Source organism: Psychrobacter sp. CX18, from assembly GCF_057396215.1.
In genome coordinates this window covers 81,172-98,610 of record NZ_JBXYJH010000008.1, presented here as the reverse complement: position 1 = coordinate 98,610, position 17,439 = coordinate 81,172, and the positions used below count along the sequence as shown (strand labels likewise).

General features: G+C 39.2%; 15 protein-coding genes. 9 read left to right on the top strand and 6 right to left on the bottom strand.

Translation table 11 applies throughout. The features are described from left to right. The first annotated feature begins 181 nt into the window (after positions 1-181). Together argJ and AC2SLT_RS07910 are read left to right on the top strand one after the other, a co-directional pair. The gene (gene argJ, locus AC2SLT_RS07915; RefSeq protein ID WP_486547114.1) at positions 182-1,423 is read left to right on the top strand and encodes a bifunctional glutamate N-acetyltransferase/amino-acid acetyltransferase ArgJ; all 1,242 of its coding nucleotides are present in this window, start codon (positions 182-184) and stop codon (positions 1,421-1,423) included. Between the two features lie 362 nt (positions 1,424-1,785). Further along, entirely contained in the window at positions 1,786-2,190 is a 405-nt protein-coding gene (locus AC2SLT_RS07910; protein WP_486547113.1) for a DUF4377 domain-containing protein, read from the top strand. Between the two features lie 253 nt (positions 2,191-2,443). Here AC2SLT_RS07910 and AC2SLT_RS07905 read toward each other — a convergent pair whose 3' ends face one another. From AC2SLT_RS07905 to AC2SLT_RS07895, 3 genes are all read right to left on the bottom strand, one after another. Beyond that, entirely contained in the window at positions 2,444-3,442 is a 999-nt protein-coding gene (locus AC2SLT_RS07905) for an alpha/beta fold hydrolase (RefSeq protein WP_486547112.1), read from the bottom strand. A gap of 380 nt (positions 3,443-3,822) precedes the next feature. Continuing rightward, positions 3,823-4,782 carry an alpha/beta fold hydrolase gene (locus tag AC2SLT_RS07900; RefSeq protein WP_486547111.1) on the bottom strand — a complete coding sequence of 320 codons (960 nt, stop codon included), beginning with the start codon at positions 4,780-4,782 and terminating at the stop codon, positions 3,823-3,825. Between the two features lie 249 nt (positions 4,783-5,031). Further along, the gene (locus AC2SLT_RS07895) at positions 5,032-5,196 is read right to left on the bottom strand and encodes a rubredoxin (RefSeq protein WP_486547110.1); all 165 of its coding nucleotides are present in this window, start codon (positions 5,194-5,196) and stop codon (positions 5,032-5,034) included. Between the two features lie 586 nt (positions 5,197-5,782). On the opposite strand from AC2SLT_RS07895, the gene AC2SLT_RS07890 reads away from it, so the two are divergent. Next, positions 5,783-6,289 carry an adenine phosphoribosyltransferase gene (locus tag AC2SLT_RS07890; protein ID WP_486547242.1) on the top strand — a complete coding sequence of 169 codons (507 nt, stop codon included), beginning with the start codon at positions 5,783-5,785 and terminating at the stop codon, positions 6,287-6,289. Between the two features lie 184 nt (positions 6,290-6,473). Here AC2SLT_RS07890 and AC2SLT_RS07885 read toward each other — a convergent pair whose 3' ends face one another. After that, positions 6,474-7,421 carry a transaldolase gene (locus AC2SLT_RS07885; protein WP_486547241.1) on the bottom strand — a complete coding sequence of 316 codons (948 nt, stop codon included), beginning with the start codon at positions 7,419-7,421 and terminating at the stop codon, positions 6,474-6,476. Between the two features lie 501 nt (positions 7,422-7,922). On the opposite strand from AC2SLT_RS07885, the gene pheA reads away from it, so the two are divergent. The 6 genes from pheA (at position 7,923) to AC2SLT_RS07855 (ending at position 15,116) form a co-directional block, all read left to right on the top strand. Next, positions 7,923-9,017, top strand: a complete 1,095-nt coding sequence (pheA, locus tag AC2SLT_RS07880; RefSeq protein WP_486547240.1) for a prephenate dehydratase — start codon at positions 7,923-7,925, stop codon at positions 9,015-9,017. Positions 9,018-9,089: 72 nt separating this feature from the next. Continuing rightward, positions 9,090-10,193 carry a histidinol-phosphate transaminase gene (hisC, locus tag AC2SLT_RS07875; RefSeq protein ID WP_486547109.1) on the top strand — a complete coding sequence of 368 codons (1,104 nt, stop codon included), beginning with the start codon at positions 9,090-9,092 and terminating at the stop codon, positions 10,191-10,193. Between the two features lie 195 nt (positions 10,194-10,388). Further along, positions 10,389-12,686, top strand: a complete 2,298-nt coding sequence (locus AC2SLT_RS07870) for a bifunctional prephenate dehydrogenase/3-phosphoshikimate 1-carboxyvinyltransferase (RefSeq protein ID WP_486547108.1) — start codon at positions 10,389-10,391, stop codon at positions 12,684-12,686. 320 nt (positions 12,687-13,006) lie between these two features. Beyond that, complete coding sequence (gene rarD / locus AC2SLT_RS07865; RefSeq protein ID WP_486547107.1) at positions 13,007-13,966, top strand: EamA family transporter RarD; 960 nt, start codon at positions 13,007-13,009, stop codon at positions 13,964-13,966. A 76-nt stretch (positions 13,967-14,042) separates the two neighbouring features. Further along, on the top strand, positions 14,043-14,405 hold the full coding sequence (gene folB, locus AC2SLT_RS07860; protein WP_486547106.1) for a dihydroneopterin aldolase: 363 nt from the start codon (positions 14,043-14,045) through the stop codon (positions 14,403-14,405). Positions 14,406-14,444: 39 nt separating this feature from the next. Then, positions 14,445-15,116 (top strand): hypothetical protein, encoded by a 672-nt coding sequence (locus AC2SLT_RS07855; protein WP_486547105.1) that lies wholly within the window; start codon positions 14,445-14,447, stop codon positions 15,114-15,116. Position 15,117: 1 nt separating this feature from the next. Here the strand turns inward: AC2SLT_RS07855 and cysE are convergent, their stop codons facing one another. Continuing rightward, complete coding sequence (cysE, locus tag AC2SLT_RS07850) at positions 15,118-16,032, bottom strand: serine O-acetyltransferase (RefSeq protein ID WP_486547104.1); 915 nt, start codon at positions 16,030-16,032, stop codon at positions 15,118-15,120. Positions 16,033-16,163: 131 nt separating this feature from the next. Beyond that, complete coding sequence (locus AC2SLT_RS07845; protein WP_486547103.1) at positions 16,164-17,135, bottom strand: RNA methyltransferase; 972 nt, start codon at positions 17,133-17,135, stop codon at positions 16,164-16,166. Between the last annotated feature and the right edge of the window lie 304 nt (positions 17,136-17,439).

Genomic DNA, 17,439 nt, shown 5'->3' with positions numbered 1-17,439 from the left:
ACTATTACCGTTTTCACTTTATACTCAATCTACAAAATAACCAATCGCGGAAGGCAAATGCTAATACTACTAGAATGCTAGTGCTATTAATAGTAGGTTCATTGAGCCTAACCGAGCGTTAAACCGATAAGTTGTTTTATAGAAAAGGTATGACTAATAACTATACTTACAAAGGATTTATATGCCTGTTGGAAATATTGCACCGCCAGATATTATTTATGACATTCAAGGTATCGATATAGGGATCACTGCGGCTGGTGTTCGTTATAAAAACCGAGATGATTTAGTTGTGTTTCGTCTAAGTGAGACTGCAACCGTAAGCTGTGTGACGACGACTAATAAATGTTGTGCAGCACCTGTATTATTGGTTCGTGAGCATCTAAATCAGCTCAATGATCAAAGCAAGTCTCCTCGTTTTCTATTAATTAATACGGGAAATGCCAATGCGGCAACCGGTACAGAAGGGTACAGCCGTGCATTGGAAACCTGTACTGCATTGGCTGATAAAACGGGGGTAGATACCAATCAGGTACTGCCTTTTTCAACCGGCGTCATTGGGGAAGCTATCAATAGTGACGCAATCATTAAAGGGCTAGAATCCTGTTTAAGTCAATTAAAGCCCGATAACTGGTTGCCAGCTGCCAATGCCATTCGTACGACTGATACTATACCTAAGGTAGCCAGTACGAAGGTTAAAGTTGATGCTCAGACGAGCTATTCTATTACTGGTATTTCAAAAGGTGCCGGTATGATTCGGCCTAATATGGCTACCATGTTAGGCTTTGTGGCTACTGATGCTCATGTATCACAATCCTTGTTACAACAAATATTGGGCGAGTTAACAGATCGATCCTTTAATCGCATTACCGTAGATGGTGATACGTCAACCAATGATTGCTGTGTTTTAGTAGCAACAGGAACCTCAAACTCAGAGTTGATAGACTCTAAAGACCATCCTCACTTTGAAAAGCTTTATGAAGCGCTTGAAGACGTCTTTTTGCGTTTAGCAACGTTAATTGTGCGTGATGGGGAAGGGGCGACTAAATTTATTACGGTGAAAGTTACTGGGGGTAAAACGACTCAGGATTGTTGCGATGTGGCCTACGCTGTTGCTCATTCACCACTCGTTAAAACAGCATTCTTTGCCAGCGATCCAAACTGGGGTCGTATTGTGGCAGCGGTGGGTTACTCAGGTGCTGAAAATCTTGATGCTAACCAAGTCAGTGTGAAACTTGATGATGTTGCCATTTGTACCCGAGGACAATTAGACCCAAGTTATACCGAAGCGCAAGGGCAAGAGGTGATGAGTCGGCCTGAAATCACCATTGAGATTGATTTGGGCCTGGGTGAAGCGAGTGATACGGTCTACACGTGTGACTTATCTCATGACTATGTCAGCATCAATGCCGATTATCGAAGTTAAAGTTGACTGTAGTTTGCACTAATTTGGTTAATTATAGTTAGGTCATAAAAAAATGGCGTTTTGTTATGTTTGTACACCTAATTAACAAATAGTGTTTATTAACTGATTTCTGTAACTGAAGATTACAAATTGAATATAGATAGCAATGTAAAGTTGTCTTTATAATTAACTTTGATATAACAAGTTGTGATTTATAATATTTGTCATTCATTTAATTTTAAGCTATTAGTAATAAGTTAGTTTCTAGCTATAAATCTTTTTTATCGAAATAGATTTATATTGGTGTGTTGTTTTTATTTTTATAATTCACAATTATTTTCAATTTCTAGTTGTTCTATTTTCAATTATCTAAGGGGTTATTTATGAAATATTTATTATCATCTGTTTTACTTGCAACGGTTGCTTTAGCTGGTTGTACGACCACTCAATATGACGACGAGCGTGCTATGGTGGTCGATGGTGAAGCCAAAGTGGTTAAGGTTATTGATATCCCTAGCATCAAAATCGAAGTTGATCCTAATAAAGCAGTGTGTAACTTAACTGCTACTGATGGTTCTGTGGTTCAAAGTGAATGTTTACAGTATCGTCAGCCATTCCAGAAAAACTTCAATACACTTTCTGGTGACATCCAAGGTTTTACCTTTGAGCCAGGATACCGTTACTTATTAGATATCCGCCAAGAAGCGGTTAAAGATGAAACGGATGGTGTGGTTAGACCTGTATGGATTTTAAACGACGTTATCTCTAAAACTTCTGAAAAACTTTAATTTAATCTAAAATTTACTAAGTTTATGATGTGGTAATTTATTATTTATCCACTTAACGATATCAAAATATTTTTTGAAAAGGCACTCTAAATATTAGAGTGCTTTTTTTATAACTCATGGTTTTGAACTTATGCCTCTCTATAAAATACTCTATCCTAGTTAGACTTAGTTTGAATCACTGATCCAACTATTTTGGCGTTTTATTTGTATTACTTTGACGGTTCTTAATTTGCTATAAGAGACTTTTTAGGCACTAATTGTCGCTTTCATTTTTAAAGTGATCTGCAAACAAGTCTGCAAGGTAGCGAGCCAACGCATAAGGAATATCATGTCCTAGACCGGGTATTAATTTAAAGTCAGCATGGGGGATGGTTTTTGAAAGACTGTTTCCGTGAGCAGGGGGCAATAATCTATCATTTTCACCGTGCACTATTAAGGTGGGTTGTTTGATAAGCTTGTCTATATCTACTAATGATCCGGTCGCTAAAACAGCCAATAATTGACGTGACACCCCTTTAGGATAAAAACGGCGCTTATACAATAGTTTTGCCTTCTTTAAAGCGAGGCGCTCATCAAACAAGTCTGGCGAACCAATGACTCTCTGCATGTCAACATTATCATATATAATCTTTTTAGGATCTTTGTCGTCTGGGAGCGGCTTAGTCAACGCTCTGATAGCATCCAGCTTAGGTGGTGGAAGAAAAGGTTTATTATTGCTAGTAGCAAGTAGCCCTAACTTGGTAATTCTATGTGGGTATTGCGAGGCTAAAATTTGCGCAATCATACCGCCCATTGACATTCCTAAGACATGACAATGTTCAATTTCAAGCGCATTGAGAAGCTGATTCACATCCTCGCTCATGTCAAACAGCGTATAGGGGATGCTCTTATCATCTATGCTCAAAGGAAGACCCAACTTAAACTTTGATAATAGTTTTAATTTCTTAGCAGCACTTTGATATTCTTTAGTCAGTTTATTTTTATGCTTAAGCTTACTAGATTTGCCGATGTCTCTATTATCAAATCGAATCACTTGAAAGCCAGATTCAATCAAGCGTTTGCAAAAAACATTTGACCATACTAAAGATTGAGCACCTAGTCCCATAATAAGTAAGATTATCGGATCCCCTTCGTTACCACCCCGCTCTAGATAAAACTTATATTTTGGCGTCCTAATCTTATGCACTTGCATAAATTCTGCATATTTTGATGGTTTGGTTTTAATGTCATAAATTGAATTGGTTTTAGGCATAAAACAAAGACCTAGAGCTTAGTCATTAACTAAAGACAGAATAAAAGATAAGGATTAATTTATTACAGATAACGATTTAAATAGGAGTATTATGCATTTATAGTCAGTGAACTACTGAATGGTTACAGTGTTAACCTCGTTAAGCCTGCTCTCGTATTACTTGCTACTTGTACTCGGTTGCCTTGTAACCATTTTAGACTTCTTTGACTATAAATTATTCTATGACTAAAGGATAGGATATATCAAAGTGATGACGATTGTATGAAGTGCTATGCGTTTATCAAAAATGATCACACTCAGCTTACAATTATGAAGCATTAACGCTGCAAAGATCTAATAAGGAGATGATGTAAGTTCAATCTAACATGCCTTATTGTAATTTAGATAACAAGCATATGTTTTTTTAACTGAGCTACGATGTAAGGCTGAAAATATTCTGGAATATCATGCGCCATACCTTTCACAAGTTTAAAGTGGGCATTAGGGATATCTTTAGCGACATTTTTACCATGTGAGGGCGGCAAGAGACCATCTTCACTGCCGTGCATCACTAAGGTTGGGGCTTTGACATGTTTGCTGTAGTCTTGAACAGAGCCTGTCATCAGTATAGCGGTCAGTTGTTGCAATGATCCGCGTGGGTAAAAGCAGCGGTGATATCTTAATCGTGCTAGATTCGTCACCAATTCCTCATCAATATGCCCTTGAGATCCTACTGTTTTGATAAACCACTTACCATGATCAACCATGTCTTCCTCTTCACCACTTTGAGGACGTTTGATAAGGGTATAAAGCTGTTTTGGACGAGGCGGGGTTAAAAAGGGCTTATTATTGGTTGAGAAAATGAGGGCTAAGCGATTGACTAGATGGGGATGCTTTGCCGCTAATATTTGAGCAATGATACCGCCCATTGACGCTCCCAAGACATGTACTTGACGTAGGCCTAAAGCACGAATCAAGTAAACGGCATCATCGGCCATATCAGTTAGTCGATAGGGCACGGGAGTTTTAGAATTATCCAAACCGAACTGGAGCTTGAACATGGCTGACAACGTGTTTACTGGTGGTAAGTCGTCACGTTTAATCTTTGTTGAAAGACCAATATCACGATTGTCATATCTAATAACATAGAAGCCTGAGTCAATAAGACGTTTTAAAAAAGATTCAGGCCAAAATATCAGTTGCGAACCAAGTCCCATTATTAACAATAAAGGCGGATTATTTGGATTTCCACCTACTTCAACGCACAACTCAATTTCCTCAGATACCTTTATAATTGCCTGTTTCATTAAATCTGAAAGAGGAGAAGGATACCATTGTGGTTCTAAAGTAGGCTTTGGCATAATCGTCATCAATCCTTTTGAATATAGTCATTATGCAAACCCAGTAGCGACTGTATTAACCTCACTAAGCCTACTAAAGTAGGACTTGCACTAAGTTGCCTTATCTCACATTTAGTTTTCTGTGACTAATATTATTTAATTGTATAAAAATTTGACGTAGAGTCTTATCATGTAGCCATAAGGGTCTAAGAAAAGCTTTAAATAAAGTAATAGGGTCAGCATATGCGCCCTAGTGAAATAAAAGCAGTGTTAAATTTCAAGCATTTCAAAGTCTAACTTACCCACACCGCATTCAGGACAAGTCCAATCATCTGGGATATCTTCCCATTTGGTACCTGGAGCGATACCTTCTTCAGGACAGCCCAACGCCTCATCATATACCCATCCACAAATGATGCATTCCCATTTCTTCATCGTATTATCTCTAATATAAATAAGTTATAAGTTATTATTAGCTCATTAAATTTTAAAAACTAGAAAGCTAAAATTTCAAAAAATAGAAAGCTCTTTATAATTAAGACTTTCGATTATAGCAAACAAGGCTTTTAACAGGTACTAAATTGTCATATTCTATTATTACTGATTCGTAGTGAGAACTTATAGATCATAAACTTGCAAAAAAAGAAGGTTCAAGTAGGTAGTATAACCATAGACAGGTAGAGGGTCAGGTCAACCGAATATAAAAACGACTAGTGTAGGCTTACCGAGGTAAATACGGTTACTTAATAATTGACGCATACCTATAAATGCAGCTCAGTTGATAATCAGACTGTGTTAGAATTAACACGGTCCAAAACACTCATTTGTAGCGGAAAACGTCATGACTGAACCTTCAGAAAAACTTTCAAATAATCAAGCCAATACACAAGCAAATAATCAATCGAATAATCAATCGAATAATCAATCGAATAATCAATCGAATAATCAATCGAATAATCAAACCAATATTCCTAAAGATACGACAGGCTTTGGAAATCAAAACTCCGCTCAACAACAGCTTATGAAAGCCAAACTTTGGGATGCCATTCGAACAGTCCCTAACTTTCCAAAACCTGGTATAGATTTTTATGATATCACCCCTTTACTGCTCAATCATATCAATGATGTGATTGATGCTATGTTAGGGGCATTGCCAACAGGGATGTTAGATGATGTAGATTGCCTAGTGGCTATCGAGGCACGTGGGTTTATATTTGCCAGCTTATTAGCAGGTCGTCTTGGCAAAGGGATGATGTTATTACGTAAGCCCGGCAAATTACCGCCGCCGGTGGCTAATAAATCTTATGCTTTAGAGTACGGCAGTGATACGCTTGAAATTCAAGATGGCATGTCTTCCAAAAAAGTATTATTAGTCGATGATATCTTAGCAACTGGAGGTACCTTAAAGACCGCTTACCATTTGTGTCGTGAAGCTGGTCATGACGTTTTTGGGGTTCTGGTGTTACTAGATCTAGTTGAGTTACATGATGCTTTCCCCGTTCCCGTCTATAGCGTACTTGAGGGTTAAGCCTTTATATACTAAAGCTAAGAAATAATTTATCTTAAATGATAATACTCTAAGAAGGTATTAAACGGTATCAGCGCAATAAAAACTCTACGTTTTCACGTAGAGTTTTTTAATAAAGTCTGGTTGTAATAGATAGGTTGTTTATGGGGCTATATAAAAATTGACTAACCCTATCATTTATTTTCTATTTGCTCAGTTTCTGAAGCGCTTTCGCCAGCTCATCACGGGCGCTAATAAATCCATCAATTCCTTTTGGTAAAAGGTGCTGAGTGATGCTGTCTTGCTCATAAGCGCTATTGAACTCATCGGCTGTTAGACTGACTTTTGGCATGGTGTCACTTATCATATCAGGGGATAAGACACGCGTCACAGAGGCATCTAAAGTGGCTAAATCATCTAATAATTCTGGGGATATGGTCAATAGGTCACAGCCTGCTAGTGCTAATATTTGATCAACGCTTCTAAAGCTTGCGCCCATAACCTGTGTATCATAACCATGTTGCTTGTAGTATTGGTAGGTGCGTTTTACAGATTGTACGCCCATATCATCACTCACGGGTATGATTTGACGATTTTGTTCACGCTTTTGCCAATCTAAAATACGGCCGACAAAGGGAGAGATTAGGGTCACACCAGCATCAGCACATGCTACCGCTTGATGCTGACCAAATATCAAAGTTAAATTACAGTGAATTCCTTCTTTCTCTAACTGTTCTGCCGCTTTGATGCCTTGCCAAGTGGCGGCAATCTTGATTAATATACGGTCTTTATTAACGCCAGCTCGCTCGTAAGCTTCCATAAACTCGTGGGCTTTAGCAATAGTTGCATCGGTATCATAAGATAGTCGAGCATCAACCTCAGTGGACACTCGACCTTCAATAAGCTGTAAAATATCACAACCTACCTGAATAGTAAGCGCATCGATGACTTTATCAATCATAGTGTCGCCCTGATCCGAAAAGCGATTTAGGGTGTCAGAGAGCATCGCTTGTTTATCTGGATGGGTAAGTGCTTTGGTAATAAGGCTAGGATTGGTTGTGGCATCTACTGGCTTTAGGCGAGCAATAGCACTTAAATCACCAGTATCAGCAACAATGGTCGTCATGGTTTGTAATTGTGATAAGGCACTCATCATATATTCCTAAATAATATCAATGGGATTAAAACGTCAAGAACATTGGTTAATTTTAGTTGGATTAGTTTACAATATAATCATTCATAAAACGGATTATAAAATGTTTTAAAAATTTAACGCCGCTATCTTAACAGGGCTTAAGTTTGATATAGTTTTTTTATTATGAACTAAAGAGTAGAAAAAAATGAAACTTGAAAATGGCTAGTAAAATTTAAAGTGGCTAGTAAAATTTAAAGTGGCTAGTAAAGTTTAAGGGGTTACTAACATTTAAAGCAGTTAGCAAAATAAGCAAGGCTTGTGCTGAAGAATATTAGTCATCGCTGTATCTAAAGACAAATAACGACTATAATCAAGCTTGAAATATTTATAGTTACAAAGCAGTCAAATTTATGACCTTAAATGGTTTAAATAATCATAACATGACCTATAGGCTTTTTTATGACTTCGTCGACAAACAACGATAAAAAAACAACTGAAAACCCCGCAGTACCAGAAGACATGCTTAATGAATTGCGTCAAAAAATAGATCAGGTAGACGGTGAGATACTGCAGTTGATCAGTAACCGTGCCAAGATTGCTCAACAAGTAGGATCTATTAAAAAAGAACACTCTCAAGAAGTTGAGTCTAACCCTATTTTTTATCGTCCAGAGCGGGAAGCTCAGGTGTTAAAAAATATTATGAAACGCAATCAAGCGTCAGACAGTCCCATTAGTGACGAAAAAATGGCACGGTTGTTTCGCGAAATTATGTCGGTATGTCTAGACTTAGAAGCACCGCAAAAGATTGCTTTTTTAGGCCCGGTGGGCACATTTACCCATGCAGCAGCGCTTAAACACTTTGGTAAAGCGTCTACCACAGTGCCATTGACTACCATTACCGATGTCTTTCGAGAAGTAGAGTCAGGCTCTGCCATGTATGGTGTGGTACCTGTTGAAAACTCTTCTGAAGGCGTGGTCAATCATACCTTAGATGGGTTCTTATCATCGACCTTAAAAATTATTGGCGAAGTTGAGTTACCAATTCATCAAAACTTCTTAGTGGCAGAACATACTAAAATTGACAGTTTAAGCCGAATATACTCACATCAGCAATCCCTGGCACAATGCCGTCATTGGTTAGATGTTAATTATCCTAATGTAGAGCGCGTTCAAGTTTCAAGTAACGGAGAGGCGGCGCGTCGTCTTAAAAACGAATGGCATTCTGCTGCCATAGCAGGTGATGTAGCGGTTGCTGAATATGGTCTACATAAGTTGCATGAAAATATCGAAGACAATCCTGGTAATACCACTCGCTTTTTGATCATTGGTCATGAAGATATCGCCCCGTCAGGTCATGATAAAACCTCCATATTGGTCTCTGCTCATAATAAAGCGGGCGCGCTTATAGAAATTCTTAAGCCACTATCAAAACATGGTGTCTCGATGACCAGTATCGAAACTCGTCCAGAGCGTCCGAATAAGTGGGCGTATGTGTTCTTTATCGATATGGAAGGCCATATTAATGACGACAATGTTCGCGCCGCTATTGATGAAATTAGACCGATGGTTCGTGACGTTCGTATCTTAGGTTCTTACCCGCAAGCAGTCATCTAAATCCATAATCATCCCCTGAATTTGTCATGCTAAGAGACTAGGTCAACTGACCGTTAATTATAAGGTAATCTTATGAGTCAAAAAACATTTTTAACCCCTGCCTATGACAGTATTTTATGTCTGCAAGCTTACAAAGTTGGTAAATCAGTTGAGGAACTCAAGCGTGAGTATGAGGTTAATGATGTTTTGAAGCTTGCCAGCAATGAAAACCCGCTTGGTTGCTCGCCTTATGTCACCTTAGCGATTACACAACAGCTAACGCAGCTAGCACGCTATCCTGATGGATATGGATATGAGCTTAAGCAAGCCATTGCCGGGTTTACCGATACAAATATCAATCAGATTACCTTAGGTAATGGATCTAATGATTTATTAGATATCATAGCCCGTACTTTTGTGAATAGTGAAGATGCTATTGTGTATAGTGAATACGCATTTATCGTCTATTCTATGTTGGCAAAAATCTTGGGTGCATCGGGTGTAGAAGTGCCTGCAAAGCGCTATGGTCATGATTTAGATGCTATGTTGACTGCGGTGCAAAATACCCCAAATACGCGCTTGGTATTTATTGCCAATCCAAATAATCCAACAGGGACTTTGTTGACGCGCGAAGAGATACGACACTTCATTGAGCAAGTTCCTGATGATGTACTGGTGGTACTAGATGAAGCCTATGTGGAATATAGCCCTGAAAGTAATAATCGCGACTTAATTGATCACTTCAATAATGTCATAATTGTTCGAACTTTTTCAAAAGCTTATGGTTTAGCAGGGCTACGGGTGGGCTATGCTCTAAGCCATCCAGACGTGGCGGACATGCTAAATAGAGTGAGACAACCCTTTAATGTGAGCTTATTGGCCCAGTCTGCTGCCATTGCTGCTCTTGATGATCAAGACTTCATCGCAAAAGTGCATAAGCTAAATGAAGGTCAGATGCGTTGGCTATGCAAACAATTTGATGCATTGGGATTAGGCTTTGTTAAGTCACATGCTAACTTTGTGATGGTCAATGTGGGCGATGCCAAGGGTGTCAATAAGGCCCTTCTTAAGCAAGGCATTATCGTGCGTCCTTTAGCGGGTTATGGACTAGATGAGTGGCTGCGTATAACGGTGGGAACGCCAGAGGACAATACTCGACTTATTGATACCTTACGTGATACCCTTGAGTCACTTTAATACTAAAGCTGGATAATTAGATATTATTCTTGAATTAGTGTTCTTTATTCCAAGGTTCTCAAAGAGTATAAAAGGCTATCAAGGTTTATAGACTTTTGAAGACTCAAGATTGAATTTCTCAACTATAATTGTATTCACATTTTTTATATTCATATATTTTTTATACTCATATAAAGTAAGATAGGTTAATTGACTATGTTGTTTGATCAGGTTTGTATTATTGGTCTCGGCCTAATTGGCGCAAGCCTAGCTCAAGCAATAAAAGATAGACAAATATCAAAGAAACTGGTGGCTGTCGATAAACACGAACCTAGTTTGAAAGCAGCTATAGAAGCGAATGTCATCGATGCGGGCGATACTAAGCTTGAGTCTGTGGTAGCGGGCAGTGACTGTATCATTATTGCGATACCCGTTAAGGCTGTAGAAGTGGCCTTAGCAGATATAGAACAATCTATGCAGCGGGGTTTAATAAGCACTGACTGTATCATCAGTGACGTTTGTAGTACCAAACAAAATGTAGTAGATGCCGCTGCATCAGTCTTTATTGATCTACCTACTGGATTGGTGCCTGCTCATCCGATCGCTGGTGCCGAAAACTCAGGATTTCATGCAAGGCGTAGTGATTTATTTGTTAATCACAGTGTGATTATATGTGACTTGAAGTCTACTTCACCCTCTGCCATCTCTAAAATAAGCGAATTATGGCAAGGAGTGGGTGCGACTATTATGAAAATGGATGTCGCCCATCACGATGCCGTGTTGGCTTACACCAGTCACCTTCCGCACTTATTAGCATTCAATCTAGTGGATCAATTAGCCAGTCATGATGACAATATGGATATCTTTCGCTATGCAGCTGGCGGGTTTAGAGACTTTACCCGTATCGCTGCTAGTGACCCAGTAATGTGGCATGATATCTTTATCGCTAACAAACCTGCTTTAATACATGCGTTGGATGAATATAGTGAGTACTTAGCGAATTTAAGACGGTTAATTGACAATGATGATTCAACCCAACTTCTCGGGCTGCTAGGTAGAGCCCAATCAGCTAGGAAGCATTTTGGTCATATGCTGACCAGTACCCCTTATACTAAAAAATTAACAGACTCCTCTAATTCGGATAATGATATGGCGACATCAACCCACGGCTCTAGTACCTTTATTATTACCCCAAGTAGCACTATTAATGGCAGCATAACCGTGCCGGGTGATAAGTCTATCTCACATCGAAGTATTATGTTTGGTAGCTTGGCTCAAGGGGTGACGAGAGTCAGTGGCTTTTTAGAAGGTGAGGATGCTTTAGCGACCCTGCAAGCATTTAGAGACATGGGCGTAACCATTGAAGGCCCTGAAAATGGTGAAGTGACGATTCATGGAGTCGGTATCAATGGTTTAAAAGCGAGTCGTACACCTTTGTATATGGGTAACTCTGGAACTACCATGCGCCTATTATCAGGCATACTAGCCGCACAAAAGTTTGATAGTGTACTGACCGGCGATGCCAGCTTATCCAAACGTCCGATGGAGCGTGTCGCAAATCCTTTAAGACAGATGGGGGCGATGATACAAACCACGGGTGAGCGCGGAACGGCTCCCATTAGTATTACCGGTAGTGACAAGCGAGGAAGTAAGCTTAAAGGTATCTCTTATGAGATGCCAATCGCATCAGCACAAGTTAAGTCATGTTTGTTACTTGCAGGGCTTTGGGCTGAGGGTACAACCACCGTTATTCAGCCGGAAATTAGCCGAGATCATACTGAGCGTATGCTTACCGCATTTGGGTATCCTGTTATCGTGGACGGTAACAAAATAAGCGTGGAAGGCGGAGGCCAATTAAGCGCTTGCGATATTGCAGTCCCAGCGGATATATCGTCTGCTGCCTTCTTTATGGTGGCAGGCTCTATTGCTAGAGACAGCGAGATTACTATTACCAAAGTAGGTATGAACCCGACGCGCACTGGTGTTATTGATATTCTAAAGTTGATGAATGCTGATATATCGATAAGTAATGAGACATTTGTCGGTGGTGAGCCTGTCGCCGATATTACAATAAGATCTGCACAACTTAAAGGCATAACTATCCCAGAAGCATTAGTACCCTTAGCAATAGATGAGTTTCCAGTATTATTTGTAGCCGCAAGCTGTGCGAGTGGTCAGACGGTGCTGACGGGAGCAAAAGAGCTGCGGGTTAAGGAGTCAGACCGTATTGCCGTCATGGCTGAAGGGCTGACTCAACTCGGTATTGACTGTACGGTAACGGAAGATGGTATTATCATTGAAGGCAAAGGGTCTGATACGGATCATGAGGTATTTGGCGGAGGTGAGATATCTTCTCACCATGATCACCGTATTGCCATGAGCTTTGCTATTGCAAGTTTAAGGGCAAGTGATACCATTACTATTCATGGTGTGGAAACGGTCAGCACCAGCTTTCCAGGCTTTGCAGAATTAGCGAATAAGATAGGAATGAATATCGCAACCAGAAATGTTTAATACAGATTTAATCTTTCATCAGTAGACAACCAAATAGACAACCAGTTTGAGTTTTTTAAATGGTTTCCTAACAAGCAAGGAATGTTCAACAGACCCTAATTAAATAACGATTTTAAAGTAATAAAGGCCATCCAGTATTAGGGTGGCTTTCCTTTTTTATTTGGAACTCTAGCTATATTTAAGCCATCAGTTGTTTTTAGGATACGTAAAGGGTTATGCTGTTACTGAGCATGAACATACTACTATTTTCTTAAGATCCAGTCGTCTCTCAAGCATATCAAGCTTTATAGAGGACACGCTCTCGTTATTGGATGTTTAATATGTCACTCGCTACACCGACTAATAGCACGCCAGATAAACCTAAATCTACTGTCATTCAGACTACCAGCCAAGGTATCATTACGGCGTTAGCTGCATTTTTGATATGGGGCAACTTCCCATTTTATTTTAAGCAATTAGGTCACTATAATGCGGTTGAAATTATAGGTCATCGTATCATTTGGACCTTTGTTTGTCTTATAGTGGTTTTGACCATCAAGAAACAATGGCAGTGGATTGAGACTCTAAAGTCGAACCCTAAAATAATAGGTATCACCCTTGTGTCGGGTCTTATTATTGCCTTAAACTGGCTAACCTATGTATGGGCAGTCAATGCCAATCAAATCTTAGAGGCGAGTCTCGGTTATTTTATTAGTCCCCTTATTGGTATTTTGCTATCGTTAGTATTGCTGCAAGAAAGATTGCGTCCTTTGCAGTGGATTGCTGTCGGTTTTGCCATATCTTCGGTGATTATTCAGGTTATTATGTTAGGTAAACTACCTTGGGTATCGCTAGTGCTTGCAGGATCTTTTAGTGTGTATGGGGTCATGCAAAGACGAACACCCTTAAAAGCGTTAGATGCTTTGTTTTTAGAAACAGCCTTATTAGTTCCCCTATGTATTTGGTGGTTTATGACGTCAGATGTTGCAAGCTCTTCCCTATCTTTTTGGTTTAGTAGTGACATATGGTTTTTAATGTTAGCAGGACCAGTGACATTAGTACCTTTACTACTGTTTAATAAGTCGACGAAGATGGTTGCTTTTAGCATCTTAAGCTTTATGAACTACCTGACGCCTACCATCATCTTTTTGTTAGCAGTGTTTTATTACCATGAACCTTTTGATACTAAACGATTAATGATATTTGGGTTAATTTGGATTGGTTTGGTGATATTTAGTATAGATCTATGGCGCAATCGTCCTAGCAAATTACTTAAAAATCTTGAATCCGAACAAAGATAATGATATTGGATTAAATAGTATCCCTTAAAGGCTGTCAAAAAAATATTAAATAAATGAACGAATGAAGTAGGAACCTATGAAACAAGCTGATGAAGTAAAAATAAGGGGTCTTAAGGTTGACGCGGTAATAGGGGTGTTTGACTGGGAGCGAGCGATTGAACAGCCTTTAGTGATTGATGTCACAATGAAAACAGATATTAGTGCTGCCGCTGCGAGTGATAATATTGAAGATGCTATCAATTACAAAGAAGTGTGTGATGATATAACCTTATGGTGCAAAGATACCAAGGCATTACTGATTGAGAAACTGGCAGAAATTATTGCACAGGGGTTACTAAGTAAATATAACACCCATGAGGTTGAGGTATGTGTGGCTAAACCGACGGCTATTAAAGAAGCAGATGCTGTCGCTGTACAAATCGTACGTAGCACTAAATAATCCATAAAACCAAGTTATCATCCACGGGAAGTCCTATTGATGGATAGTATCAGCCAAGACGCGATGAGTGAGCAAAAGAGAAAGAGAAATAATGTTAATAAAAATAGCCTAAGCGAAGGTAAGCAGAGTATATTTAACCAACTAAAAAATAATGCACAACAAATATCTCTTAGCTCACCTTATCAAACAATGTCAAACGCACCTTGTGAGTCAATTTTTAACGCTATTAAGCCGCTCAATCAACTTGAAAGTAGCAACGCGATCGGCGTTTTAATAGCGCTTGGCAGCAATTTGAATGCTCCGCAGGCTCTAGCCTTAACGAGAGAGCTTCTCCAATCTGAGTATGGAAATATTCGGTGGTCTACCGAATTCATTAACCCAGATTATACCGCAACAGTGTCAAACCCTAAACCTGACTATACCAATCAATGTGGTTACTTCACCCTTGTTAGTAACAATAAAGTAGCTGACTTATATTTAGATGAAGTCGTAATGCTCACCAAACAAATAGAGTCGCGGGTGCAGCAATATTTTAGTAAAGAGTTAAAAAGTGTTAAACAGCACACGCAAAATCGACAAGTTATTATTGATATCGATGTGCTGGCTATCAAAGCTGAGGAGGGGATGGTCGCTATTAGAGAGCGCTACCCATTCAAAGCACATGAATGGGTAGGGATAAATGAACTAATCAATCAAGGTTGTTTCGACTAATCTATTTATTGATCATATCAAATTCATCCGCATTGATAATATGACAGTCCTTTGGCTTAAAACTAGGATCAAGCTTGATTATGGCATCTTGAAGCTCACTAATTCGTGTTTCAGATTGCTGAATATGATTGAGTATTTTAGCAAAAGCTTCTGCGACAGGATCTTCAGAGTCTGGATTTAATCCATACGCACTAAAGTCTAGTCTTTCCGTAATCCTTCTTTGTTCTTTACTTAGAGTTGCATTAATAGACTGAGTGTCAATGTTAGTAAGAGATGAGTCGATAGAAGTTTTATCCGAACCTTGATCAAGGCTTTGGTTCTTATTAGCTTGCGCTTCATCTAAAGACTTATCAGACTTTTGGTTAGCAGGTTGCGTACTTTGTGAAATCATTCTTGCTGCACTACCTACCATAGTAGCTTCAGCTGGGACTTCCTTGACGACCACCGCATTTGATCCAATTTTAGCATTTTTACCGACGGTAAAGGGGCCTAAGACTTTAGCTCCTGCCCCGACAATCACACCATCCTCTAGGGTAGGGTGACGTTTGCCATTGCCCAAAGAGACGCCACCAAGAGTCACGCCATGATATAACGTTACATCATCCCCAATCTTAGCCGTTTCACCAATGACAACGCCCATACCATGATCTATAAAAAATCGTCGGCCTATTTGAGCAGCAGGGTGGATTTCAATGCCTGTAATCATACGAGAGCCGTAAGAGATAGCACGTGCACTAAATTTAAAGTCTTTATTCCATAAATAATGTGCACCACGATGTAATAGTAATGCGTGAATACCCGGATAAGTTAATAAAACCTCAACACTATTTCGGGCGGCAGGGTCCCGATTAAAGACTGCGGCAATGTCTTCTTGTAATGAGGCTTTGGCGTGGCGTAGGGCTTTAAGTAATCTCATAATGTTATCTTGTAATTAATAATAGTTGTACTCAATAGGGCTATTTCTGCCCCAAATAATAGGATTAGAAATATCATATTATTGACAATCAAAAAATTATTTAACCTAATTGTACTCTAAATTCTAACATTCTAAATTCTACGGTTTACTTTAGCAATAATTGAATTTAATAGCTCAAACTCTTTTGTATCTAGTTGCAATCTAGATAGTAGCCTTGAAAGGCGATTTGGTAACGATTTTAAGGTGGTAGTATCAGTACTTTCAATTAACTCAAGTTCATACATTAAGTCTAATATTCGGGATTGTAAACTAAGCTTTTGTCCATGAGTAATGGCTGGCGAGTCCCATACTTGACGTAAAATGATATCAACCTTAGAGTCTAGTGGATTGGTTGTCCTATCGTTACTAGTATTATCAGTCATAGATGTGTTAACAGTCGCCTTTTCTATTAGCGGTTGAAACGATGCGTCATTACTACTCATAAGCTGTTGATCATATTCGACAAAATGACTATAAAAGAAAGCGGCTATTACTTGAACGGCTGACGCTACGTTTAACACAGGGTACTCTGGGTTGGCATCAATTTGAATATGATAATCGGCCAGTGCTAATTCATCATTAGTCAATCCGCGATCTTCTCGGCCAAATAAGAGGGCAACCTTCATCGATTGGTTAAGGTCAAAACCTTTAGAATCCACCGTATTATAGGAATCAGTAAAGCGTGTTATAAGCTGCGCTGCTTGTGTCGGCGTGACCACAGGGCGTGGTATGTAACGTTGACGGCTACTGGCAGCAAACACTAACTGACAGTCGCTAATGGCCTCATCTAAATTCTCAACAATATGACAATTTTCCAACACACTCTGTGCGCCTGCGGCATGTGCAACACTCTCATCATCGATGGGATGTTTTGGATCGACCACCACCAAATCTTTTAAACCCATTGTGAGCATGGCACGAGCAGCTGAACCAATATTAGCAGGTAAGGTGGTATTTACCATTACAATACGGATGCTCTCTAACAGTGAAGGTAGACAGAATACGTTATTATGACTTTTAGTAATAAGGTCTTGATCTTGCTTTTCAGTCGTCGGGTGCGTCATTGTATTTCCGATAGTCAGCGAATTATATTGAAGGATTTACTGCCAGAATGATTGAGATCTAAGCTTAACGGTGCTTAATAGGAATATTTTTGTAGATATTAAGGTGTTAAGATGATCAAGTTTAAAGATAAAAACGATTAAAATCTATGCGTTAAATTTTTTAACATCCGAATAACCTATCTTAATAGGTTGTAGAAAGCTAGTTAAAGCTAAAAACACAGCCAATAATATTATATAAGATAAGTCTGAACAGCAAAAAACCGCTAAGCATGACGCTCAACGGTTTCAAAAAAGCATGAAATTA